The following is a 24,053-nucleotide window of genomic DNA, read 5'->3' as shown; positions in this document are numbered from 1 at the left end:
ACTTCGGCGATATCGGCCATACCCATCGGTGCACCCGGGTGGCCGGATTTGGCTTTTTGTACGGCGTCCATGCTGAGTGCGCGGATAGCGTTGGCAAGCTCTTTACGAGAGGACATGTTTTACTCCAGGTCGGATTAAAAAAGCAGTCAAGTTTTCTATTTTCTCAGACTACGTATTAAAACGGCAATCCCTAATGCCAAATGAGCGCGAGTTCATGCCTTGGTCACACAATCGGTCTAATTTTCGGAATAACACTATTTCGCCACGCCTTGGCGTACACTAGGCTCGTGCGACCAAAATGTTGCAACTAAAATTACACGATTCCCTTGTTACTATCATAGGAAGATGGCTTCATGAAAATTCGTACTTCTTTGATTGCATTGAGCATTGCCACGTTGGTAAGCGGCTGTCAAAACCTTGATACCAATACCTTGATGCAGTCTGGCGCGCAAGCGTTTCAGGCGGCCACGCTGAGTAATGACGATGTTAAAACTTTGAGTGTGCAATCCTGCGCCGAGATGGATAGCAAATCACAAATCGCACCGGCTAACAGCCCCTACACCCAACGTCTGAATAAAATCGCCGCCGCGTTAGGCGACAATATAGACGGTACCCCGGCCAACTATAAGGTATACCTGACTAAAGATGTCAATGCCTGGGCGATGGCTAACGGCTGTATTCGTGTCTACAGTGGCCTGATGGACATGATGAACGATAATGAAGTCGAAGGTGTTCTGGGTCATGAAATGGGCCACGTGGCGCTGGGCCATACGCGCAAAGCGATGCAGGTGGCTTACGGCACCGTTGCGCTGCGGACTGCCGCTGCGTCAACCGGCGGCATCATCGGTTCGCTGTCGCAGTCGCAATTGGCTGACCTCGGTGAAAAACTGGTTAACGCCCAGTTCTCCCAAAAGCAGGAAAGTGAAGCGGATGACTACTCATTCGATCTGCTGAAAAAACGGGGGCTGAATCCGAATGGTTTAGTCACCAGCTTTGAAAAATTGTCACAGTTAGAGGCCGGGCGTCAAAGCAGCATGTTTGACAACCACCCCTCCTCTGCCGCTCGCGCCAAACATATTCGCGAACGTATTGCCGCAGAGAAATAATCCTCAAGGCGGGGCTAGCCTCGCTCCAAACTGCTGAGCAAACCATATTATCGGGCGTAGCCTGCTGCGCCCGATAATTAAGCCGAACAGCATCGTTATTCGATGATGCCCATAACATTCATTACCACGTTGTTATTAAATTTACTCCACTAACCACCGCAATCCCGGTTAGACCGCGGCCTCACGGATCGTTTAGCGTTTAAAATTAACGCGGCGATATTTTACGAACATTACACCGCATCCATCACGCTGATTTGAATGTGGTTGCCAAGCACTCGTGTGCAATAAGTGCGTAAATCGCGCTTACCAGGCTCACGCAGACAGTGCCCGCTACGCACGTCAAACAGCGCGCCGTGTATTGGGCATTCAACCTTTCCGTCATCAACAATTCCCTGGCTGAGCAAAGCGTAAGCATGTGGGCAAATATCTTCCAATGCATAATAGTGGCCGTCGATCAGATAAATGCCGATCGCTTTCCCATCCACCAGCGCCGAATAAGGGAAATCCTCTTGCACTTGCGATACCTCACACGCATTTTTCCAACTCATTGTTTCGCCCCCACCATAATGTTTTGGCTATCAAACTGAGTCTGTCATTCCATCATGCTAAGCATGGCAGATTCCTCGTAAAGTGGACGAACCGTGCCATAAAACAAAACGCCCCCGCTCATCAAGAACGAGGGCGTTGCCATGCAGCAGAAAAAACCGATGTTTACGCTGAGCGTATCATTAACGCCCTTTCTTTTTGCGACCAGGCTGAGTAAAGCGTTTACGCCCAGCCGGGGCGCTAGCTGCTTTATCCGCTTTCTTCACGCCATTCCCCACCGGCTTTTTGGCTACCGGTTTAGCTTTCTTCGCCGGTTTCGCTTCTGAGGACGAATCCTCAATCAGCTTAAATAACTCAATCAGCTCGTCATCGGTTAAATCGCGCCATTCCCCCAGCGGTAATCCCGCCAGCCCGACGTTCATAATACGGGTGCGTTCCAGCTTGGTGACTTCATAACCAAAGTGTTCACACATGCGGCGGATCTGGCGGTTTAGCCCCTGCACCAATACGATACGAAACACGAACGGGGCTTCTTTTTTTACTTTGCACTTTTTAGTCACCGTGCCCAGCATCGGCACCCCGGCGGCCAAACCGCGAATAAACTCATCGGTCACCGGTTTGTTGACGGTGACCAAATATTCCTTCTCATGATCGTTGCCGGCACGCAGGATCTTGTTCACCAGATCGCCGTGGTTGGTGAGAAAGATCAGCCCTTGCGAATCTTTATCCAAGCGGCCAATCGGGAAAATTCGCGTGCTGTGGTTAACGAAATCAACAATATTGTCTTTCTCGCCGTCTTCTGTGGTACTGACGATGCCAACCGGTTTGTTTAACGCGATAAAAATCAGGTTATCTTCGCTACGCGGTTCGATAAGCTGGCCGTTAACCTTGACCACATCCCCCGGGAACACCCGATCGCCAAGCGCAACACGCTTGCCATTAATAAAAACATTACCTTGTTCGATGTAACGATCGGCATCGCGGCGCGAGCAGATACCGCTCTCGCTAATGTATTTGTTAAGACGTATAGATTGCTTACCCTGCATGCTTTCTCCGTAAAACCCTGACCTCGGGTAGGCCAGGGTATTTGACTGATACTGCTTAATGTCACTTACGCCTGTTTTTTCGCCGCCTGTAAGTACAGCATCTCCAGACCCAATGTTGCCGCCGCCAATGCCGTGATTTCAGACTGATCGTAAGCTGGCGCCACTTCCACAACGTCCATCCCGACAATGTTCAGCGACTGCATACCCCGCACCAGTTTCAACGCACGATCGGAGGTCAACCCACCAATCACCGGCGTGCCCGTTCCCGGTGCAAACGCCGGATCCAAGCAGTCAATGTCAAAGGTCAGATACACCGGCATGTCACCGACGATCTGCTTGATCTGCGTCAACAGATCATCAACGCCGCGATCGTTGACCTGCGCCGCATCCAGCACAGTGAAACCATTATCATGATCGTACTCGGTACGGATACCGATCTGCACCGAATGGTGTGGATCAATCAGGCCTTCATTTGGCGCATGGAAGAACATCGTGCCGTGATCGTATTTGCTGCCATTAGCATACGTATCAGTATGGGCATCGAAGTGCACCAGTGCCATTTTGCCAAAATGCTTGGCATGAGCACGCAGTAGCGGCAGGGTAACAAAGTGATCGCCACCGAATGACAGCATACGCTTACCCGCTTGCAGCAATTTTTCAGCATGCGCCTGCAGCTTATCGCTCATGTCTTGCGCATCACCGAAGTTGAACACAATGTCGCCACAATCGACAACGTTCAACCGATCGCGCAGATCAAAGCTCCACGGCCAACGATGGCCTTCCCACGCTAGGTTAGTTGATACCTGGCGAATGGCTGCAGGGCCATGGCGCCCACCTGCACGGCCAGAAGTGGCCATATCAAAAGGAATGCCGGTGATGACCCACTCTGCATCGCTGTCGTAAGGCATAAAATTCAGCGGAAAGCGCAGGAAACCAAAGGCATTGGACACTAAGGAATTATCAGACTGATGGCCTAAGGTACTCATAGTAAACCCTCGTTGTTCACGTTTCACCCGCTGCAAAATTGCACAGGCATGAGCAAAAAAAAACCCTCCCGCGTCGTTAGCCCGACGAGAAAGGGATTTATTCGATGTTTTTTTCAGTATGGCTGATGCAGCAAATTATCGCCGTATTTCGTGCGCGCTTCAAGCACCCACGTCAGCCAAATAGCTCATCGTTATCAGTATAGAAGCGCAACAGGAAGGTGCAGCGCTCCCCCACACCTTCACAATCACTGACGTTTACTCGTCTTCCAGATAAGTATAACCGTATAAACCGGCTTCAAACTCTTCGACGAACTGCGCTTGCAATGCATCATCCAGATCGGTTTCTTTAACCTGATCGCGGAATTTAGCCAGCAATGCGATCGGATCCAGTTGGACATATTCCAGCATGTCGGCCACCGTATCGCCTTCATCCGACAGTTCAGTTTCGATGCTGCCATCCGGGAAGACAAAAACATCTACCGAGGCCGTATCACCAAACAGGTTATGCATGTTACCCAGAATTTCTTGGTAAGCGCCCACCATGAAGAAGCCCAGAACCGGAGGATTCTCGGGATCGTATGGCGGCATCGGCATGGTGGTAGCAACGCCATCGCCATCAACATAGTGATCGATGGTGCCATCCGAATCACAGGTGATATCCAGCAACACTGCGCGGCCTTCCGGCGGTTGGTCCAACCCTTCCAGCGGTAATACCGGGAACAGCTGATCGATCCCCCACGCATCCGGCATCGATTGGAACAGTGAGAAGTTGACGTAGAACTTATCCGCCATACGCTCTTGCAGTTCATCAATGATCGGACGGTGTGCGCGGTTGCTCGGATCGAGCTGTTTCTGGATCATATTGCAGATATTCAGGTACAGCTGCTCCGCCCAAGCGCGTTTGGTCAGATCCAGCATGCCGTGGGCATATTGCGTATGGACATCGTGCAAATCCATCTGGCTGTCATGCAACCATTCGCGCAACGAACGGCGGTTTTCCGGTTCATTCAGCTCTTGCCAGGTTTCCCACATGCTTTCTAATGCGCGAGGCGCATCTTCAGCCGGCGGCAACGGCTCGCTAAACTCATTACGTTCAACACCGATCACGTTAGAAACCAGCACAGTATGATGCGCCGTCACCGCGCGGCCAGACTCGGTAATCACCGTAGGGTGCGGTAAGCCATGTTCGTTACAGGCGTCCCCAATTCCCCAAATGACATTGTTGGCATATTCGTTCAAACCATAGTTGACCGAACAATCAGACTGGGAACGCGTCCCTTCATAGTCAACGCCCAAACCACCGCCCACATCGAAGCACTGAATGTTGACGCCCAGCTTGTGCAGTTCAACGTAGAAGCGAGCCGATTCACGCACGCCAGTGGCGATATCGCGAATATTGGCTAACTGCGACCCCAAATGGAAGTGCAGCAATTGCAGACTGTCGAGGCGACCCGCTTCACGCAGGGTTTCCACCAGTTTCAGTACCTGCACAGCCGCCAGACCAAACTTGGATTTTTCACCGCCGCTAGACTGCCATTTACCCGATCCCTGCGAGGCTAAACGCGCACGCACGCCTAAGCGTGGCACCACATTCAGGCGTTCAGCCTCTTCCAGCACCAGGTTGATTTCTGACATCTTCTCGATCACCAGGTACACCTTGTGCCCCAGCTTTTCACCGATTAACGCCAAACGAATATATTCGCGGTCTTTATAGCCATTACAGACAATCACCGAGCGCGTCATGCCCGCATGGGCCAATACCGCCATCAGTTCGGCTTTGGAACCGGCTTCCAGACCCAAAGGTTCGCCAGAATTGACCAGTGACTCGATAACACGACGGTGCTGGTTAACCTTGATCGGATACACCAGGAAGTAACCGCCTTCGTAGCCAAATGATTCGCGCGCGCGTTTGAATGCGGCATTAATCGAACGCAACCGGTGCTGCAAAATTTGTGGGAAGCAAAACAACGCGGGCAAACGCTGGCCATCTTTCTGACGCTGTTTTACCAGCTCGGCAAGATCAACGCGCGCCTGCGGAACGTCAGGATCGGGGCACACGCTGATGTGACCCAATTCGTTGACGTCATAGTAGTTGTTGCCCCAGTAGGCGACGTTATAAGTACGCAGCATCTTGCTGGCATTACGATCATTCATGGCAACCTCCTGCATGGAGCGCAAAGAAATAGTTTCGTCCACAGCCTGCGGACGGTGATTCATTTGATCATCAGACATAACTCGTCCCACTTCCCCTACTGACGCTATCGTCAGCCACTATCGCAGCTACATCCCGCGAGAACAACCCAGCAAACCACCTCTGCGACAGTGAATTAACCTGCCGGTCGCGGCTGGCGATCGGTCTGAGTCCAATAGATTGATTGTACGACACCCTGTTCAAACCTCGTGAATCGGGCCAAGAAACTTCCCACAGGAAGGCTGCGGGCTACCCCTGTTCAACTCTGCAAATAGCCGTTAACCGGCTCGAGAGTCCTGAGTAGCACCTACGTGTTTACTGCACCTGGAAAAAGATGTAGAGACAAGACGGGAAATAGCAGAAGAATTTGCACCAGAACGGCGCTGCTGTTGAGAACCAACAACCGGTAGACAACGGATCATTAATCCAACCACCTCCACGCTCGTCGTTCGCGATAAACGACCAAGCCTCAATATATAGTGTACGAACGTGACCGTTCGATGAAGCGGCAGCGCCCTAACAGACGCCTACGGTTGGTCAGACGTGCAAGCCAAGCATTCAGAGAAACGGACAACGCCCTGCCAGGTCTGCACATCAAATGACCGCGCGCGCTGTTTATACCGATAACCCGGGCAAAATGCAAAATGAAAATTCGCCGAAATCCCTTTCAAGCGATGAAAATGGTGCAGACGAAATGGCGTAAAAGAGCGGTCAGGCAAAAAAATACTGGCAATCCGGCTAAAGCATCACCTAAAATAGACGTCCAGATGTTAATCCATCTATATCCCCAATAAGTTTCACGTTATAGCCAGTACGCTACAGGCGTGAAAAATCGGGATAATGGTTAACCCAAAGACTGCTTAACGGCTTTGCCTGAGGGGCGTTGCAGGATGCATCTCGCGCCATCAGCGGAAGACCCTTCGCTTTGATGCCCGGATCTCCAGCGCTGTGCAGTAATTACCACCCGTCTTATGCAAGGTAAAGAAAACAATGGCTAAACACCTTTTCACGTCCGAGTCCGTTTCTGAAGGACATCCTGATAAAATTGCCGACCAGATCTCTGATGCGGTTCTTGATGCTATTTTGGAGCAAGATCCTAAAGCACGTGTAGCCTGCGAAACCTACGTTAAAACCGGTATGGTGCTGGTCGGCGGTGAAATTACCACCAGTGCTTGGGTTGATATCGAAGAGATCACCCGTAAAACCGTGCGTGAAATCGGCTATGTTCATTCAGACATGGGCTTTGACGCTAATTCCTGCGCCGTCCTAAGCGCAATTGGCAAGCAATCTCCTGACATCAACCAAGGCGTCGATCGTACCGATCCGCTGGAACAAGGCGCGGGCGATCAGGGGCTGATGTTTGGTTATGCCACCAACGAAACCGACGTGCTGATGCCTGCCCCCGTCACCTATGCACACCGTCTGGTACAACGTCAGTCTGAAGTGCGTAAAAATGGTACGCTTTCTTGGCTGCGCCCGGATGCCAAAAGCCAGGTCACATTCCAGTATGACGACGGTAAAATCGTGGGTATTGACGCCGTGGTGCTGTCGACTCAACACGCCGAAGAGATCGGCCTGAAAGAGTTGCAAGAAGCGGTGATGGAAGAAATCATCAAACCGGTTCTGCCTGCGGAGTGGCTGAGCGCCGCAACCAAATATCACATCAACCCAACCGGTCGTTTTGTTATCGGCGGCCCAATGGGCGATTGCGGCCTGACAGGGCGTAAAATCATCGTTGATACTTACGGCGGCATGGCGCGTCACGGCGGCGGGGCTTTCTCGGGTAAAGATCCGTCTAAGGTTGACCGTTCAGCCGCTTATGCCGCACGTTACGTGGCGAAAAACATCGTTGCTGCGGGCTTAGCTGACCGTTGCGAAATTCAGGTATCCTATGCGATTGGCGTGGCAGAACCGACCTCCATCATGGTGGAAACGTTCGGTACAGAGAAAGTGCCAACCGAACAACTGACGCTGCTGGTACGTGAGTTCTTCGATCTGCGCCCTTACGGCCTGATTCAAATGATGGATTTGCTGCAACCGATCTATCGCGAAACGGCCGCTTATGGCCACTTTGGTCGCGAACACTTCCCATGGGAAGCGACCGACAAGGCTGCGCTGCTGCGTGAGGCCGCTGGTCTGAAATAAATCCGTATCTGTCGCAATAAGCAAAAGGCGAGCCAATGGCTCGCCTTTTTCATGCTAGCAACAGAGTAAACGTGTCTGCCACCAGCAACTACGCCCTATGCTGTCTGTTTGCGTAACAAATAGACGAAATACGGTGCGCCAATAAACGTCGCCAACAGCCCGGCAGGGATTTGATACGGGAACATCACCATGCGGCCGCACCAATCAGCAAACATCATCAACAGGCCACCCAGCATCGCCGCGATCAGCATCTGCGGCAAAGCACGACGAAAACCCATCATGCGTGCCATATGCGGTGCCATCAGGCCGATAAAACTTAACGGGCCGACCGTGAGAGTCGCCATTGCCGTCAGCGTAGCCGCTAACAACAGAATCGTCAGCCTGACCGGTGTTAACGCAATGCCCACCGAGCGTGCTGTGGCACTGCCCAGCGGAAGAATCATCAACCACCGACGGCACAGCGGCGCCAACAACACCAATACCGCAGCAATAGCTGCGGTGCGCACCGCCTGGGGTGACGTCACCGCATAGGTCGACCCGGAAATCCAGGTCAGCAACCCTCCCATCCGCGGATCGCCGCTGGCCAGCAACAGATAAATTGTGGTGGAAAATGCGGTACTAAGCGCGATACCCGCCAACAGCATGCGTTCCGTTGAGAAACCGCCGCGACCGGCAGCGCTCATGATAATCAGTAACGTCGCCGCCGCCCCCAAACTCCCGGCAGGCAGGAGCCAAACAAAGGCATCGCCCGGCACGATAAACAGCATGATCACCACGCCAAACGCCGCCCCTGAACTGATACCCAATACTTCGGGGCTGGCCATCGGATTACCGGTCAGTTTTTGAATCAACGTTCCGGCTACTGCCAGCATCATCCCCGCCGCCAAGGCGGACATCACGCGCGGCCAACGCCACGGTAGCAAAGCCTCAAATTCCGCGCCGTGGCTCCAATGCCAACCCGTGGCGCTTTGCCCGAACGTCAAGGCAAACGCGATCCCAGCCAACAGCAGCACGCTTCCTAGCAATAGCCAGCGCAGTAAATGACGGCGCTCTGCCGGAACCCGATCGCCCAAGTTCATCGGCGGAGGTACAGCAGCGCTGCGCAGGCGCGGCAACAGCCACAGCAGCAACGGCGCACCAATTAATGCGGTCGCCGCCCCCGTCGGGATCTCACGCCAGACCTGCGTCAACCAAATCATTACCTGATCGGTCAACCACAGCAGTAAAGCGCCGACCAGCGGTGCCAGTAACATACGGTGAGCCAAGCGACGTGCACCGAGCATTTTCGCCATCAGCGGCGCAAACAGGCCGATAAAACCGACCACCCCAACCGCATTAACCAGCATGGCGCTAAAGGTAATCGCTAACGCCAACGCGCCAAAACGCGACAGCGACAGCCCCAATCCCAAATTACGCGCTACGCCGTCATCCAGCCCCAGTAGTGTCAATGGCCGAATCAGCAAGGCGGCCAACAAACCGGCGATCAACAAACGCGGCAGGATAAATTGCACCGTGCGCCAATCTTGTTGGTTAAGTGAGCCGGTATTCCACAAGAATAAGCCCTGTAATTGCTCGTAGTTGAATAGCGCCAATAGGCTGCTCACCGCACTACAGTACAAACCCAGCACTAACCCGGCCAGAATCAACGTCACCGGCGACATCCGCTTGCCCCAGGCCACGCCAAAAACTAACCCGCCGACCACTATCGCCCCGGCCATCGCGGCTAATTGCTGGGTGAGTTCGCCGCCCGGCAGCATCCACAACGTAGCAATAGTCAGCCCTAGCTGCGCACCAGCGGAGACACCCAACGTGGCCGGTTCCGCCAGCGGATTACGCAGAACCTGCTGGAACAACACGCCGACCAAGCCTAATCCCGCCCCCGCCAGCAACGACACGCTAAAGCGCGGTAACAGACTGTAGTGAAAGACCATTTGCTGCACGTCATCAATATCCGGCGCGCTGAACGCCTGCGGCCACAGCGCCCACGGCAATTGCTGCAACAGATTATAGATTGTCAGACCCGTAGCGCTGGCAAACAGCAACATCAACAAAATCGGCATCACGCGGAATCGGGGGCTCATTGCGGTCTCTCCTGCGCCTGTGCCAAAAGGTGGCAAAAACGCATCGCCGACAGCGTCGCCCCGTAAATCCACACCGCAGGCACCTGCCGCAGTTGCCCTTGCCGAACAAACGGCAATGCCTGCCACAGCGGCGTGGCGCTCACTTGATTCATCATGGCTTGATTACCGTGATCGAAATAAATCGCCCGCGCATTCTTTACCGTACTGAGACGTTCAATACCGACCACCGCGGAACCCCAAAAGTTGGTTTCCCCTTGCCAGGCATTAGCGATACCAAGTTGGTCCATGACTTCCTGAAACAGGCTTTGCTGCCCAATCACCAACGCATGGCGATTATCAATCAATGAAAACAGCAACAACGGCTGGCTGGTATAGCTCTGCAAGCGATGACGCATATTGTTGAGCACGGTATCGAACTGCAACAAGTGTTGTTCCGCACGGCTTTGCAGCCCCAGCCTTTGCGCTAATTGTCGTAGCGATTGTTTCGCCACCGTCAACGGTTTACCGCTGCCATCGTTGAAGCTGAATGCCATCGTCGGTGCAATCGGCGCGAGTTGCTGGGGGGAAGGACCATAGCCTTGTGACAACAGAACCAATGAAGGCTGCAACTGTTGCAACAGTTCCAGATTCGGTTCAGTACGCTGCCCCACATCAATCACAGAGGGCGGTAACGTCGGTTGGTTGACCCATTGGTTATAGTTGTGAATATCCGCTACGGCCAGCGGCGTTACGCCAAGCGCCATCAGCAACTCCGTGGGCAGCCACTCCAGCGCAACGATACGGGTTAAATCGATCGCGGCTTGCGCCCGCCCCGGCATTGCATACCATAGCGGCGCCACCGCTAACGCGGCCAACAGACGGCGGCGAACAGGATCGTGAGAGAAATGCGTCATTAGTATACAAAGCTCACCGGCGCACCGCCGCTTGGATGCGGCAAAATGCCCATCGGTATGCCATAAATCTGTTCAAGAACCGGGCCTTGCATCAACTCTAGCGGCGTGCCTTGGGCGATCACTTCCCCCTGGCGTAACGCCACCAAATGATCGCAATAACGCGCCGCCATGTTGATGTCATGCAATACCGCAATCACCGTCAGTCCACGTTGCTGGCTGAGACGCTGGATCAGCGCCAGCACCTCGACCTGATGTGCAATATCCAACGCAGAGGTTGGCTCATCCAACAACAGACAACGGCTGTCCTGCGCTACCATCATTGCCAGCCAGGCACGTTGACGCTCGCCACCTGACAGGCTGTCCACCAGTCGGGCAGCGAAAGGCTTTAGCCCTACCAACGCGATGGCATCTTCAACGAGTTGACGATCGGCAACAGAAAATCGCCCCAGCGCACCGTGCCAAGGGTAACGCCCTATCGCCACTAACTCACGTACCGTCATGCCTTCGGCCGCGGGCAGTTGTTGCGGTAAATAAGCGACTTCGCGCGCGAACGCTTTGCTATCCCACTGCGTCAGCGGCTTTTGGTTGAGCAGAGCCTGCCCGTTACTTGGTTGATGATGGCGGCCGAGGATTTTCAGCAGGGTAGATTTACCGGAGCCATTGTGGCCGATCAGGCCACTCACTTTCCCCTGTGGGAAACTTAACGACAGCGGTTGCAGCAATACGCGCCCTGGCACGGCAAAGCTCGCGTTATCTAACGCGAACGTTGCGTCTTGGTGATGTTGTTTATCCTGCATAGGCCCTAATTTTTGCCGCAGGGTGACCTAAGCCACCCTGCGCTTTTCCTGTTAGAAACGGAAGGTTGCGGTAGCGACCACCTGACGTTCAGCGCCCCAGTAGCAGCCATAGGTAGCAAAGCAGCTGGAAACATATTCCTTATCAAACACGTTGTTGATATTGATGCCAATTGATGAGCCCGGCAGGTTAAAACGCGCCAGATCGTATTTCACTGCGGCATCAAACACCGTGTAATCTTTAGCCTTAAAGGTATTTGCATCATCACCGTAGCTGGAGCCGACATAGCGTACGCCCGATCCTAAGGTCAGCCCACTAAGCGCCGTTTCATAGAAGGTATAATCGGCCCACAGCGAAGCCATATGTTTAGGGATAGCCGCTGGCGTATGATTTTGCAGCGTCGTGTCTTTGCTGAACTCGGCATCGGTGTAGGTGTATGAACCCAGCAGATTAACGTTGGCCGTCAGCGCAGCCTTGGCTTCCAGTTCTACGCCGCGTGAACGGATTTCGCCGCCTTGTGTAGTGAACCCTGGATGGTCGATGTCGGCCACTTTGTTATTACTTTTGGTCAACTGATAGATCGCCATGCTGGCGGTGATGGGCCGATTTTGTGGCGCATACTTCACACCCGCTTCGTACTGACGGCCTTTCGAGGCGGAGAACACATTACCACCAACGTCAGCACCCGAAGTTGGCTCAAAAGATTCGCTGTAGCTAATGTACGGCGCAACGCCGCTATCAAAGACGTAGTTTAGCCCCGCACGGCCGGTAAACTGATTATCTTGCTGCTTGGAAACGGAGTCGCCGTTCAAACGATTAGTGCTGTTGGTGTCGCTCCAATCATAACGACCACCCATGGTTAATACCCAGTTATTCCACTCGGCCTGATCCTGCAAATAAAGGCCGGTTTGTTCTTGGCGGTTTACCTGGCTGGCGCGGCCGGTAATGGTATAACTTTGGTTGCCGTATTCCGGCGCCACCACGTTCAAATTGGACGCGCTGCCATATTGATAAACAACATCGTTACGCATGCGCATGTAATCCACGCCCATCAACAGGGTGTGATCGACCGCGCCGGTGGCGAATTTCGCCTGTGCCTGGGTATCGACGGCAAAGCTGGACAGGTGCTCTTTCGAGTTCATCACCCCACGCATTAGCTCGGCAGGATTAGCCGCGCTAATGCCTAAACCGTAAATAGAGCGATAATCCACGTCCATTTTGGAGTAACGCAGATTTTGCCGCACGCTCCAGACATCACTGAGCTCCTGTTCAAAGGCGTAACCGATCATCTGTTGCTTGCGTGAGATGTTGTTATATCCCGGTTCGCCGTCGTTGAAGCTGGTCGGCAGTTTGCCGTTAATGCCGTTCTCAACGGTGCCTTCTTTTGGCAACCAGCCGTAGAAGCCCACACTCGGATCGTCTTGGAAGTTACTGAGCAACGTCAGTGACGTACGATCGTCAGGACGCCAAGTGAATGAAGGCGCAATGGCATAGCGTTTGCTTTTTTCACCCACCTGCTGCTGATCTTCATCACGGGCCAACCCGGTCAGACGGTAGCTATACATACCGTTATCATCCAGTGCTCCGCCAAAATCGAAGCCGGTTTGGAACAGGTTATCGGTGCCCATTTTAAACTGAACTTCGCGCAGTGTTTCCGTGGTCGGGCGTTTACTGACTAACGCCACCACGCCACCCGGGTTGCTTTTGCCATACAGCACTGAAGATGGGCCACGCAATACCTCAGCCCGTTCCAGGAAGTAGGGATCGATCTGATAAATGGAGTAGTTATCGTCCTGTAGCTTCAGCCCGTCCAAATACATGTTGGTGCCAACCGAGCTAAAACCGCGAATATTCACCGCATCATAGGCTGTTGACGCGCCACGGTTGCCCACCATCACGCCCGGCGTATAAGCCAACGCGCTTTTCACCGTATCCGGTTGACGCATCTCCATCTCTTCACGCGTTACCACCGAAACCGACTGCGGTGTTTTCACCAATGGCGTATCGGTTTTGGTGCCGGTGGCGCTGTGTTTGGCGGCATACGTGCCAACGGGGCCCCAGGCACTTTCCTGTGGTGCATTGCTGCTGCCAACCACGGTAAGCGTGTCTTCCGCAGCAACAGTCGATAGAGAGAAGGAACCTAACGCCGCTGCGATGGCTATCGTCGCGGCGTTGACGGAAAACCGGCTGTATACAGCCTGAGATGAAGAAGGACGCTGGGTCGACATGTTAATTTCTCTGATGTGAAGTAATAACGAATATAAACGATAATAGTTATTATAAGCGTCGCATTTTATGCAGAAGATAAGTTGAACTGCAAGCGGATTTCGGCTAAGGGAAAGCCAGTAAAAATGGTCGTTCAGTACCATTAACGCGCTGTAAATATCTTTACCTAAAAAACAAAAAAGCCCGCAACACAACATTGCGGGCCAGATAACACAGTGACACGATTACGTTACTCTGTTTTACATCTTTCGGACGGATTACTGACCGAACATATCCTTAATCCAACCGGCAACGCCATCTGCATCCTTTTGTTCACTTTGCGGCTGTTGCTGCACTGCTGGCTGACTGGCCTGGCACAGCGCCTGCGGGTTATCAGTCCACACCGGCAGCGTACGCACCCCACCGCCGTCACACACAAAGTTACCATCGGCATCGATGCGCATTGAATTGATACCTTCCGGCGGTTGCACCATCAACGGCAATGGCGTTTGGTTTTCCAAATAGCGGCGGTACAGCGTCAATGCACCATTGGAACCCGTCAGTTTAGCCGGGCCGTTATTGTCACGACCAACCCAGGCAATCGCCACCTCTTTGCCATCAACGCCGGCAAACCAGCTATCACGCAGATCGTTAGTGGTACCGGTTTTGGCCGCTAGGTTATATTTTGAGAACTTGGCCGACAGTGAACGCGATGTCCCCCGCTCGACACCTTGCTGCATCGCATACAACGTCAGGTAAGCGGCCTGCGCAGGTACCACTCGCTCAGCCTGTGGGAAGCTCTGGTAAAGCACGCTGCCATCTTCCGCAATGACCGAACGCACGGCAGACAATGGCGCACGATTCCCCCCGCTGGCGATGGTCTGGTATTCCTGCGCCACTTCTACCGGCGTCAGGCCAATCGCCCCCAGCAGCATCGACGGCACCGGATTGATTTCAGCTTTGGGGATCCCCAAACGTTGCAGTGTCGCGCTGATGTGATCCAAGCCAACCGCCATCCCCAGATTGACCGTCGGTACGTTCAGCGAGTTAGCCAACGCATCCACCAGCATCACTTTGCCACGGAAGCGACGATCGTAGTTGTTAGGTTGCCACACGCTACCGTTGGACTGTTTCAACGACAGTGGGGCATCCTCCAGCCAGGTATTCAGACGATACGTATCCGGCTCAGAAAGCGCCGTCAGATAAGTAGGCGGCTTAGCTAATGAACCGACCAGACGACGAGCCTGAAGCGCACGGTTAAAGCCAGCATACTGCGGGTCAGCCCCGCCGACCATCGCACGGACCTCACCGCTGAAGCGGTCGACGATCACCATTGCCGCTTCCAGATCTTTCACATTCCGCGCGGCACGCAGCGCCGGAACCCCGACTTCCACGGCTTTTTCCGCCGCATCCTGCGAGACAGGATCCAACGTCGTGAAGATCTTCACCCCCGACAGATCGTTGACTTTATCGCCTAGCTTGCTCTGCAACTCTTGACGTACCAGCTGCATAAAGGCCGGTTGCGGCGTGATCACCCCACCTTTTGGCTGCACACCCAATGGCCGGGCGCTAAGCATGTCATACAGCTCAGCATCGATAACGCCTTGGTTTTGCAGCAGCTTCAACACCAAGTTGCGGCGTTCGAGCGCTAATTTCGGGTTACGCCACGGGTTATACAGCGACGCGCCTTTCACCATTCCGACCAACAACGCTTGCTGATCGAGGCTCAATTCATCAACCGGACGGCCAAAGTAGTACAAACTGGCCAGTGGGAAGCCACGGATTTGATTGCTACCGCTCTGGCCGAGGTACACCTCGTTTAAATACAGTTCCAGAATGCGGTCTTTGCTGTAACGATAATCCATCAGCAAGGCCATGTAAGCCTCATTGGCCTTACGCCACAGCGAACGTTCGTTGGTCAAAAACAGGTTCTTCACCAACTGCTGAGTCAAGGTACTGCCCCCCTGCACCGCGCGGCCAGCGGTCAGGTTAGCCACCAGCGCACGCCCGATGGAGTAAGGACTGATGCCATCATGCTCATAGAAATGACGATCTTCGGTGGCGATCAGCGTATCCACCAGCAGATCAGGGAAGCCACTGCGCGGTACAAACAAACGCTGCTCACCGTTAGGCGATTGCAGCATGGTAATCAGGCGAGGATCCAAACGGAAGAAACCGAAACTCCGCTGGTTCTCCATGTTCTCGATTTTAGCCAGCCGATCGTTTTGGAAATTAAGGCGAGCGTGGATTTGCCCCTCTTTACCGTCGGGGAAGTCAAAAGGGCGCCGCAGCATTTCAATGCTGTTGGCACGCACGGTGAACTCCCCTGGGCGTGTCATGCGCGTGACCTGGCGATATTGCATCCCTTCCAGTAGCGCAACCATTTCTTTTTTACTGTACGGCATGCCCGGTTCAAGGTTGACCATACGGCCATAAACCGCCGCTGGCAGTTGCCAGACTTTGCCGTCAATGCGGCTACGGATTTGTGAATCCAGATAGATGCCGTACACCGCCAACAGAACGGCGATGACCAAAATGACTTTAAATATCAAGCCAAGCCAGCGCCGTTTTTTCCGAGGCGGTGCAGATTTTACCTTACGCGGCACAGATTCCTCCTCGCCATTATCTTCATCATCGTCATATTCACCCTGAAATTCAGCTTCTGAGTAATCGTCATTATCGTCTCTGCGACGGCGCAGCGGCTTGCGTGGCGCGCTGCGCTTGGGTTGTTTACCTTTGCGCCCAATCGGCTCGCGGTCATCCTCAGCCATTGCTGTTGCTCTCCACGCTAAACGGCCCCTTGGCCATAAGTTAGTCGCTTAATCTGTTCCTGTCCCTCGCGGCTGAACAGAAGAAACATCTGAATTCTATGCCCGTAATCATTAATAGGGTTTATTGATATTTTTTGGTGCGTCGCGTTGGCACCGCGTTAGCCGGGTCGTCCGGCCAGACATGTTTCGGATAACGCCCTTTCATCTCTTTTTGCACGTCGCGATACGCCCCTTGCCAAAACGCCGCCAAATCGCCAGTAATTTGTAACGGGCGATGCGCCGGAGAAAGTAACTCCAATACCACGGCGATGCGCCCCTCAGCCAGCATCGGGCTGCGTTGCTCACCGAACATCTCCTGCAAACGCACCGGCAACAACGGAGGGTTATCAGCATGGTAGCGAATAGGTAAGCGGCTCCCTGTCGGCACAGTGTAATGAGTGGGCAGCGCATTATCCAGCCGCTGCTTTTGTTGCCAGTCCAGTAATCGGCTCAATGCTTCGGCGATGTTTACCTGCCTCAGACCGCGTAAGTCCCGAATGCCATTCAGTGAGGGCAGCAACCAGCGTTCCAGTGATGCCACTAACGCGTCGTCATCCACCGTCGGCCATTCCACGTCAGGCAGCCAACGCTGTGCGCAGTGTAGACGAAGACGTAATTGCTCGGCGGCGGTGTCCCAATTCAGCACCGTCAATCCCTGTGCACGAACCCAATCGATCAATGCCTGCTGCAACTCATCGTCGGCCGGTTTCGCCAACGGTTGAGCACGCAATGTCAGGCGGCCAATTTGCTGACGTCGCCAGGCACGCAGGGTGCCTTTTTCCTCATCCCACTCCACCGCCGTTTGTTGATGTACAACAGACGGTAACTGTGTCGCTAACGCATCAATATCTATGGGCAGCGCCAGCAAAATCCGTGCGTCTGGGCTATTCGCCCCCTGCAACAAATGCGGCACAATCAGCCACGGCGTGCGCGACAGGCCATCATCGTGATCCATCGACGCCCCCATCCCATTCGCCAGCAAATAGCGGCCATCTTGCCCACGCCGTTGTGCAATGCGATCGGCAAATGCCTGAGCCAGCAAACGCGGTGCCAGGCTGACATCGATCTGCCCGACGTTACCCGGCAGACGCTGAGCAAGCTGACGCGCGCGCCGTTGCCAGTGCGGCTGTGGGCGGCTCAACCAATAATCGATATTTATCTGCCCGCCGCGCGGCGGCTCTTCCAGCAACGCCGCCAACAGCGCCGCCGTTGCCAAACCGTCTGCGCTGCATTGCTCACCGGCACATAACAGCAAAGCCAATCGTGGATCGCAACCGATAGCCGCCATTTGGCGCCCCATCGGCGTTAACTTGCCACCTTCATCGGTCGCACCAAGCGAGTGCAGCAAATGCTGTGCCGCCGCCAACGCCGTGGCTGGCGGCGCATCCAGCCAAGTCAGTTGCCCGGCATCCACGCAGCCCCACTGCAATAGTTCCAACCAAAACGCGGTGAGATCGCTGTGCAATATCTCCGGCTCCGCATATTCAGCGGCGCGTTCAGCCTGCTCTTTCGCCAACAGATGCCAGCAGATCCCCGGCTCCAACCGTCCGGCACGGCCAGCCCGCTGAATCATCGACGCCTGACTGATGCGCTGCGTCACCAACCGGGTTAACCCATTGCGCACATCGTAACGCGTGGCGCGCTCTAACCCGCAGTCAATCACCAAACGAATACCTTCGATGGTCAAACTGGTTTCAGCGATATTGGTTGCCAACACCACTTTGCGCCGCCCGACTGCAGCGGGTTGGATCGCGCTCTGCTGCTGCGTTAGCGGCAGCGCCCCGTATAGCGGGCAAAGATCGACATCGTTAGCCACTTCGCCGTTCAACCGTTCTTGTACGCGATTAATCTCCGCCACGCCGGGCAGAAATAACAATATCGACCCATGTTGCTCGGCCAACAGGCGTTTAACCGCCGCCGCCACACCGTCCTCTAACCGTTGATGACTGGCTAGCGGATGATAGTGGCGCTCCACCGGAAAACTGCGACCTTCCGACACCACCACGGGGGCATCCGGTAGCAACTGCTCCAATCGCGCATTATCCAGCGTTGCCGACATGATCAGGATTTTTAGATCGTCACGCAGCCCTTGTTGTACATCCAGTAACAGCGCCAAGGCCAGATCGGCCTGTAGGCTACGCTCATGAAATTCGTCGAGGATCACTAATGAGACGCCGGTCAATTCCGCATCGCGCTGCACCATGCGGGTCAACATGCCCTCGGTCACTACAATCAGCCGGGTATTAGGCCCGCAGCGCGTTTCACCACGCATCCGATAACCGACCGTATGACCCGGTTCTTCGCCAAGCTGCTGCGCCAGACGGTAAGCCACGTTTTTCGCAGCAAGCCGACGCGGTTCCAGCATGATGATTTGCCCCGGTAAATTAGCCCGTGCCAAAATCTGCAACGGCAACCAGGTCGACTTCCCTGCACCGGTTGGGGCATGCAGCAGTACCTGCGATGCCGTTCGCAACGCAGCAAGCAGCTCATCAAGAATCGCGCTGACGGGCAATGATAAAGACACAGCCCCCTCCATGATGGTTAACATTCAAAACCGGGCATTGTACAGTATGTTGTCTTCAATCAATGAGATCCTTATGTCCCATTCGCGCCACCTGTTTTTTGCTCTGACTTTACCTAAAGATCTCCAGCAACCGATCATTCGCTGGCGAGTCGGGGCTTTTCAACCGGAAGACGGCCGCCCGATCGCCGCGGCCAACCTGCATCTGACGCTGGCTTTTCTCGGCGACGTCAGTGCACAAAAAGAAGCCGCGCTAACACGCCTGGCCGGGCGCATCAGCCAAACGGGTTTTAGCATAACGCTTGACGATCTCGGCCATTGGCCGCGCTCCGGCGTGGTCTGGCTGGGTAGCAAACGTGCCCCGCGTGGGCTGCTGCAACTGGCCGACATGCTACGTTCACAGGCCGCACGCAGCGGCTGTTATCAAAGCCCCATGCCCTTTCACCCACACATTACGCTGCTGCGCGCCGCTACCCGGCCGGTCGCCCTGCCGTCCTCAACGCCGGGCTGGGTAATGAAAGCCGAGCACTTTAGTTTATATCAATCGATAAACGAAAACGGCCGCACACGTTATCAGCAATTGGCGCAATGGACACTAAAATAATCAGGAAATTCAATGCAATATACTCCACCACTGCAATCTGCCACGCTGATTAAACGTTACAAGCGTTTTCTGGCCGATGTGGTGACGCCGCAAGGTGAGGTGTTCACTCTGCATTGCGCTAACACCGGCGCGATGACCGGCTGTGCCACGCCGGGCGATACCGTGTGGTACTCCACCTCGACCAATCCCAAACGTAAATACGCCCATAGCTGGGAGCTAACGCATACCCAGCAGGGTGACTGGATCTGCGTAAACACCCTACGTGCCAACACCTTGGTACGTGAAGCGATCGAAAGCAATTTGATCGAAGAATTAACGGGTTACAGCAAAATCAGCGGTGAAGTGAAGTATGGCGGTGAAAATAGCCGTATCGATTTGTTATTACAGGCGGAAAATCGGGCTAACTGCTATATTGAGGTTAAGTCAGTCACATTATTGCAACAACAGCAGGGCTACTTTCCTGATGCCGTAACGCTGAGAGGGCAGAAGCATCTGCGTGAACTGCAAAGCGTGGTTGAAAGCGGGCAGCGGGCAGTGCTGTTTTTTGCCGTGTTACACAGCGGCATCGACCGTGTTGCCCCGGCTCATCACATTGATGCGCATTATGCGACACTGCTATCTCAGGTTCAGCAGCGGGGCGTGGAAGTGGTGTGTTATGGGGCTAAATTATCACCTGTTGGTATATGTCTTGACCGTAAAGTGCCGTTTTTAGCGATGAATTATTCTGGAAATACATGATTCAACAACCGGATATTGTGTCGCCAATTACGCCTTCCTTCACAGCATTGTCAAGCAGGCGACAGGAATAATTGCCAACCTACCTCCCATCTGTTATTTATAGCGGCCTGTTTTTCCCCCGCATTGGGGATTCGATAGTGCGTGTGTATGTAGGAGAAGCAACATGCAAGAAGGGCAAAACCGTAAAACCTCGTCCTTGAGCATTCTCGCCATCGCTGGGGTGGAGCCGTATCAAGAGAAGCCGGGCGAAGAGTATATGAACGACGCCCAGCTGTCGCATTTTAAGCGCATTCTTGAAGCGTGGCGCAACCAGCTCAGGGACGAAGTGGATCGTACTGTATCGCATATGCAAGACGAAGCTGCCAACTTCCCTGATCCGGTCGATCGTGCCGCTCAAGAGGAAGAGTTCAGCCTTGAACTGCGTAACCGCGACCGTGAACGCAAACTGATTAAGAAGATCGAGAAAACGCTGAAGAAAGTGGAAGACGAAGATTTCGGCTTCTGTGAATCCTGTGGCGTGGAGATTGGCATTCGTCGCCTGGAAGCGCGTCCGACTGCTGATTTGTGCATCGACTGTAAGACACTGGCAGAAATCCGCGAAAAGCAGATGGCCGGCTAATACACTCGTTAACGCTAGCGGCGCGTAGCATTACGCGCCGCCTTAAGCTTAAGGGAACCTCACTTCCCAGGTTATGCAAGAACGTCAATATGTGGGGCGGTTTGCCCCCTCACCCTCTGGAGATTTGCACTTCGGTTCACTGATTGCAGCTCTCGGCAGTTTTCTTCAGGCTCGAGCCCAACGTGGGCAGTGGCGAGTACGCATTGAAGATATCGATACCCCGCGCGAAGTCGCCGGTGCCGCCGATCGTATCTTGGCTGCGCTAGAGCACTATGGTCTCCACTGGGACGGCCAGGTCATGTATCAATCCCAACGTCACGATGCGTACCGCGCAACACTAGAGTGGTTGCAGCAGCAAGGGCTCAGCTATTACTGCACCTGCCCCCGCAGCCGTATCCAACACATTGGCGGCCTGTACGACGGCCATTGCCGTGATTTACAGCTTGGCTCGCAAAACGCAGCCATTCGCCTGCGCCAACACACACCGGTTTACACTTTCCACGACCGTCTGCAGGGCGAATTACACGCCGATCCGGCATTAGCGCAGGAAGACTTTATTATTCGCCGTCGCGACGGTCTGTTCGCCTACAACCTAGCGGTAGTGGTCGATGACCATTTTCAAGGCGTGACCGAAATCGTGCGCGGTGCCGATTTAATCGAACCCACCGTGCGGCAAATTGCGTTGTATCATCAGTTGCAAGCGCCGATCCCCCGCTATGTGCATCTGCCGTTAGCGCTCAGTGAGCACGGCCTTAAGCTTTCCAAGCAAAATCATGCTCCGGCATTACCGAACAGCGATCCGCGCCCGATACTGGTCGCCGCATTGAAGTTTTTGCGTCAACCCCTGCCGGAAAGCTGGCAAGATCTTGATCTAGCGTCATTATTACGCTTCTCTATCGCCCACTGGCAATTGACGAGTGTGCCATGTCAACAGGCCATAGCCTTAGATGAAAACACATCGGCATTCTCAAAAGAGCCATGGTGAGCTATGATTAGCCGCGATTTTTTTAAATACCCAGTAGATTTTAAGCCGTAGCCGTGTCACAAAAACATCCCGCGCCGCTACGCTTAGTATATGAAGGGAAGCGCCATTTTTATCAGTCACTATCGAGGTGTACCATTTTTACCCGAGTAGCCAATTTCTGCCGTAAGGTACTAATCCGCGATGACAAGCAAGCCCGCGAAGCAACGCCGGCCAGCGATAAAAACGCCGTTCGCGAAGAAAACGTGGCGGTAAAACCGTCCGTCGCGCCGCAACGGCGCCCTGCCGACAGCGGCAGAGATCAACACGCTCGTCGCCCTGCGACGCGTAAACGTCCGCCATTGTCTGCCGCAGAGGGAACGCGCCCAATGACCGTCATCCCTCGCGAACAGCATTCAATCTCGCGTAAAGATATCAGCGAAAATGCGCTGAAGGTGCTTTATCGTCTGAACAAATCCGGCTACGAAGCTTATCTGGTTGGCGGCGGCGTACGTGACTTATTGCTTGGCAGAAAGCCAAAAGATTTCGATATTACCACCAACGCCACGCCGGAACAGGTACGTAAACTGTTCCGTAATTGTCGGTTGGTCGGCCGTCGTTTCCGTTTGGCACACGTGATGTTCGGGCCAGAAATCATTGAGGTCGCGACGTTCCGTGGTCACCACGAACAAAAACCGGAACACGACAAAAATTCCTCTCAACAAGCCCAAAATGGCATGCTGCTGCGTGACAATATCTTTGGTTCGATCGAAGAAGATGCCCAGCGACGTGACTTTACCATTAACAGCCTGTACTACGGCGTCGCGGATTTCACCCTGCGTGATTATGTCGGGGGCATGCGCGATTTGCAGCAGGGCGTGATTCGCCTGATTGGCGATCCAGAAACCCGTTACCGCGAAGATCCCGTGCGAATGCTGCGAGCGGTGCGCTTCGCCGCCAAGCTGGACATGTCAATCAGTGATGAAACCGCCGAACCTATCCCGCGTCTGGCGTCCCTGTTGCATGAAATTCCGCCCGCGCGCCTGTTTGAAGAATCGCTCAAACTACTGCAATCCGGTTATGGTTTCCCGACCTATCTGAAACTGTGTGAATACCAGTTATTCCAACCGTTATTCCCGCTGATTGCCCGTAACTTTACGCCAAATCATAATACGCCGATGGAGCGCATTCTGGTTCAGGTGTTGAAAAATACCGATCACCGTTTACAGAATGACATGCGCGTCAATCCGGCCTTCTTGTTTGCGGCGATGCTGTGGTATCCGTTATTGGAACACGCACAGAAATTGGCGCAGGAAAGTGGTTTAGCGTATTACGATGCCTTTGCATTGGCGATGAATGATGTCTTGGATGAGCAGTGCCGCTCACTGGCCATTCCGAAACGAATTACTACACTGGTACGTGATATTTGGCAGCTGCAACTGCGTCTGTCGCGCCGTCAGGGCAAGCGTGCCCACAAATTGATGGAACATCCTAAGTTCCGTGCGGCTTACGATCTGTTAGCGCTGCGCGCCCAAGTTGAAAACAATCCAGAAATGCTGCGTTTAGCCGAATGGTGGGATGAGTTCCAAGATGCCACACCGGCACAGCAGAAAACCATGTTGAGCACCTTGGGCGAAGATCCAGCACCGCGTCGTTCGCGTCAGCGCCGCCCACGCCGCAAGACACCACGTAAAGAAGGGGCATAATGATCGTCGTCACGCGCGCTCACACAGCGAATGACGTATTAGTTGCCTGCCTCTATTCTTCTCAGCCACTTAGTCCGCTAAGCGGCTGGGCATTCGCTCA

18 protein-coding genes are annotated in these 24,053 nt (G+C 54.0%); 7 read left to right on the top strand and 11 right to left on the bottom strand.

The window, feature by feature from the left end:
• The coding region (locus tag ACQKDS_RS15975; RefSeq protein ID WP_168209052.1) for a hypothetical protein at positions 1–116 on the bottom strand (116 nt) is incomplete at its 3' end.
• Between the two features lie 237 nt (positions 117–353).
• Here ACQKDS_RS15975 and ACQKDS_RS15970 point away from each other — a divergent pair.
• Complete coding sequence (locus tag ACQKDS_RS15970; protein WP_399672386.1) at positions 354–1,106, top strand: M48 family metallopeptidase; 753 nt, start codon at positions 354–356, stop codon at positions 1,104–1,106.
• Between the two features lie 230 nt (positions 1,107–1,336).
• Here the strand turns inward: ACQKDS_RS15970 and ACQKDS_RS15965 are convergent, their stop codons facing one another.
• The 4 genes from ACQKDS_RS15965 to speA form a co-directional block, all read right to left on the bottom strand.
• A complete protein-coding gene (locus ACQKDS_RS15965) occupies positions 1,337–1,654 on the bottom strand; it encodes a Rieske (2Fe-2S) protein (RefSeq protein WP_399672388.1) in 318 nt (105 codons plus the stop codon).
• A gap of 180 nt (positions 1,655–1,834) precedes the next feature.
• Positions 1,835–2,698, bottom strand: a complete 864-nt coding sequence (rluF, locus tag ACQKDS_RS15960; RefSeq protein ID WP_399672390.1) for a 23S rRNA pseudouridine(2604) synthase RluF — start codon at positions 2,696–2,698, stop codon at positions 1,835–1,837.
• 65 nt (positions 2,699–2,763) lie between these two features.
• Positions 2,764–3,684: an agmatinase gene (speB, locus tag ACQKDS_RS15955; protein WP_399672392.1), complete on the bottom strand. Its 921-nt coding sequence runs from the start codon at positions 3,682–3,684 to the stop codon at positions 2,764–2,766.
• Positions 3,685–3,939: 255 nt separating this feature from the next.
• Positions 3,940–5,916, bottom strand: coding sequence for a biosynthetic arginine decarboxylase (speA, locus tag ACQKDS_RS15950; RefSeq protein ID WP_399672395.1), 1,977 nt, complete (start codon positions 5,914–5,916; stop codon positions 3,940–3,942).
• A 949-nt stretch (positions 5,917–6,865) separates the two neighbouring features.
• Between speA and metK the strand changes: the two genes are divergently transcribed.
• Positions 6,866–8,020 (top strand): methionine adenosyltransferase, encoded by a 1,155-nt coding sequence (gene metK / locus ACQKDS_RS15945; protein ID WP_399672397.1) that lies wholly within the window; start codon positions 6,866–6,868, stop codon positions 8,018–8,020.
• A 95-nt stretch (positions 8,021–8,115) separates the two neighbouring features.
• Here metK and fhuB read toward each other — a convergent pair whose 3' ends face one another.
• From fhuB to hrpB, 6 genes are all read right to left on the bottom strand, one after another.
• Positions 8,116–10,101: a Fe(3+)-hydroxamate ABC transporter permease FhuB gene (gene fhuB, locus ACQKDS_RS15940; protein WP_399672398.1), complete on the bottom strand. Its 1,986-nt coding sequence runs from the start codon at positions 10,099–10,101 to the stop codon at positions 8,116–8,118.
• Positions 10,098–10,994: a Fe(3+)-hydroxamate ABC transporter substrate-binding protein FhuD gene (gene fhuD / locus ACQKDS_RS15935; RefSeq protein WP_399672400.1), complete on the bottom strand. Its 897-nt coding sequence runs from the start codon at positions 10,992–10,994 to the stop codon at positions 10,098–10,100. Before fhuD ends, fhuB begins: the two co-directional genes overlap by 4 nt.
• Entirely contained in the window at positions 10,994–11,791 is a 798-nt protein-coding gene (fhuC, locus tag ACQKDS_RS15930) for a Fe3+-hydroxamate ABC transporter ATP-binding protein FhuC (protein ID WP_399672402.1), read from the bottom strand. The genes fhuD and fhuC overlap by 1 nt, the downstream gene beginning before the upstream one ends.
• A 51-nt stretch (positions 11,792–11,842) precedes the next feature.
• Entirely contained in the window at positions 11,843–14,017 is a 2,175-nt protein-coding gene (gene fhuA / locus ACQKDS_RS15925) for a ferrichrome porin FhuA (RefSeq protein ID WP_399672404.1), read from the bottom strand.
• 255 nt (positions 14,018–14,272) lie between these two features.
• Positions 14,273–16,765: a bifunctional glycosyl transferase/transpeptidase gene (gene mrcB / locus ACQKDS_RS15920; RefSeq protein ID WP_399672406.1), complete on the bottom strand. Its 2,493-nt coding sequence runs from the start codon at positions 16,763–16,765 to the stop codon at positions 14,273–14,275.
• Between the two features lie 121 nt (positions 16,766–16,886).
• Complete coding sequence (gene hrpB, locus ACQKDS_RS15915) at positions 16,887–19,340, bottom strand: ATP-dependent helicase HrpB (protein WP_399672528.1); 2,454 nt, start codon at positions 19,338–19,340, stop codon at positions 16,887–16,889.
• A gap of 61 nt (positions 19,341–19,401) precedes the next feature.
• On the opposite strand from hrpB, the gene thpR reads away from it, so the two are divergent.
• The 5 genes from thpR to pcnB all read left to right on the top strand — a co-directional run bounded on the left by thpR (position 19,402) and on the right by pcnB (position 23,953).
• Positions 19,402–19,929, top strand: coding sequence for an RNA 2',3'-cyclic phosphodiesterase (gene thpR / locus ACQKDS_RS15910; protein WP_399672408.1), 528 nt, complete (start codon positions 19,402–19,404; stop codon positions 19,927–19,929).
• 12 nt (positions 19,930–19,941) lie between these two features.
• Positions 19,942–20,667 carry a DNA/RNA nuclease SfsA gene (gene sfsA, locus ACQKDS_RS15905; RefSeq protein ID WP_399672410.1) on the top strand — a complete coding sequence of 242 codons (726 nt, stop codon included), beginning with the start codon at positions 19,942–19,944 and terminating at the stop codon, positions 20,665–20,667.
• Between the two features lie 163 nt (positions 20,668–20,830).
• Positions 20,831–21,286 (top strand): RNA polymerase-binding protein DksA, encoded by a 456-nt coding sequence (gene dksA, locus ACQKDS_RS15900; protein WP_004958885.1) that lies wholly within the window; start codon positions 20,831–20,833, stop codon positions 21,284–21,286.
• A 73-nt stretch (positions 21,287–21,359) separates the two neighbouring features.
• Complete coding sequence (gluQRS, locus tag ACQKDS_RS15895) at positions 21,360–22,271, top strand: tRNA glutamyl-Q(34) synthetase GluQRS (RefSeq protein ID WP_399672413.1); 912 nt, start codon at positions 21,360–21,362, stop codon at positions 22,269–22,271.
• Positions 22,272–22,324: 53 nt separating this feature from the next.
• Positions 22,325–23,953 carry a polynucleotide adenylyltransferase PcnB gene (pcnB, locus tag ACQKDS_RS15890; protein ID WP_399672414.1) on the top strand — a complete coding sequence of 543 codons (1,629 nt, stop codon included), beginning with the start codon at positions 22,325–22,327 and terminating at the stop codon, positions 23,951–23,953.
• Positions 23,954–24,053 lie beyond the last annotated feature (100 nt).

Source organism: Serratia sp. NPDC078593 (assembly GCF_050268245.1).
GTDB lineage: Bacteria > Pseudomonadota > Gammaproteobacteria > Enterobacterales > Enterobacteriaceae > JBNNGK01.
Note: the sequence above shows the minus strand (reverse complement) of the source record. Positions and strands in the feature narration are given on the sequence as shown.

Bases quoted from the DNA above. Each gene is read 5' to 3' on its own strand.
- rluF (WP_399672390.1), bottom strand. From the start codon at position 2,698: ATGCAGGGTAAGCAATCTATACGTCTTAACAAATACATTAGCGAGAGC.
- ACQKDS_RS15970 (WP_399672386.1), top strand. From the start codon at position 354: ATGAAAATTCGTACTTCTTTGATTGCATTGAGCATTGCCACGTTGGTA.
- speB (WP_399672392.1), bottom strand. From the start codon at position 3,684: ATGAGTACCTTAGGCCATCAGTCTGATAATTCCTTAGTGTCCAATGCC.
- sfsA (WP_399672410.1), top strand. From the start codon at position 19,942: ATGCAATATACTCCACCACTGCAATCTGCCACGCTGATTAAACGTTAC.
- hrpB (WP_399672528.1), bottom strand. From the start codon at position 19,340: ATGGAGGGGGCTGTGTCTTTATCATTGCCCGTCAGCGCGATTCTTGAT.
- metK (WP_399672397.1), top strand. From the start codon at position 6,866: ATGGCTAAACACCTTTTCACGTCCGAGTCCGTTTCTGAAGGACATCCT.
- ACQKDS_RS15965 (WP_399672388.1), bottom strand. From the start codon at position 1,654: ATGAGTTGGAAAAATGCGTGTGAGGTATCGCAAGTGCAAGAGGATTTC.
- speA (WP_399672395.1), bottom strand. From the start codon at position 5,916: ATGTCTGATGATCAAATGAATCACCGTCCGCAGGCTGTGGACGAAACT.
- dksA (WP_004958885.1), top strand. From the start codon at position 20,831: ATGCAAGAAGGGCAAAACCGTAAAACCTCGTCCTTGAGCATTCTCGCC.
- fhuB (WP_399672398.1), bottom strand. From the start codon at position 10,101: ATGAGCCCCCGATTCCGCGTGATGCCGATTTTGTTGATGTTGCTGTTT.
- thpR (WP_399672408.1), top strand. From the start codon at position 19,402: ATGTCCCATTCGCGCCACCTGTTTTTTGCTCTGACTTTACCTAAAGAT.
- fhuA (WP_399672404.1), bottom strand. From the start codon at position 14,017: ATGTCGACCCAGCGTCCTTCTTCATCTCAGGCTGTATACAGCCGGTTT.
- mrcB (WP_399672406.1), bottom strand. From the start codon at position 16,765: ATGGCTGAGGATGACCGCGAGCCGATTGGGCGCAAAGGTAAACAACCC.
- fhuC (WP_399672402.1), bottom strand. From the start codon at position 11,791: ATGCAGGATAAACAACATCACCAAGACGCAACGTTCGCGTTAGATAAC.
- gluQRS (WP_399672413.1), top strand. From the start codon at position 21,360: ATGCAAGAACGTCAATATGTGGGGCGGTTTGCCCCCTCACCCTCTGGA.
- fhuD (WP_399672400.1), bottom strand. From the start codon at position 10,994: ATGACGCATTTCTCTCACGATCCTGTTCGCCGCCGTCTGTTGGCCGCG.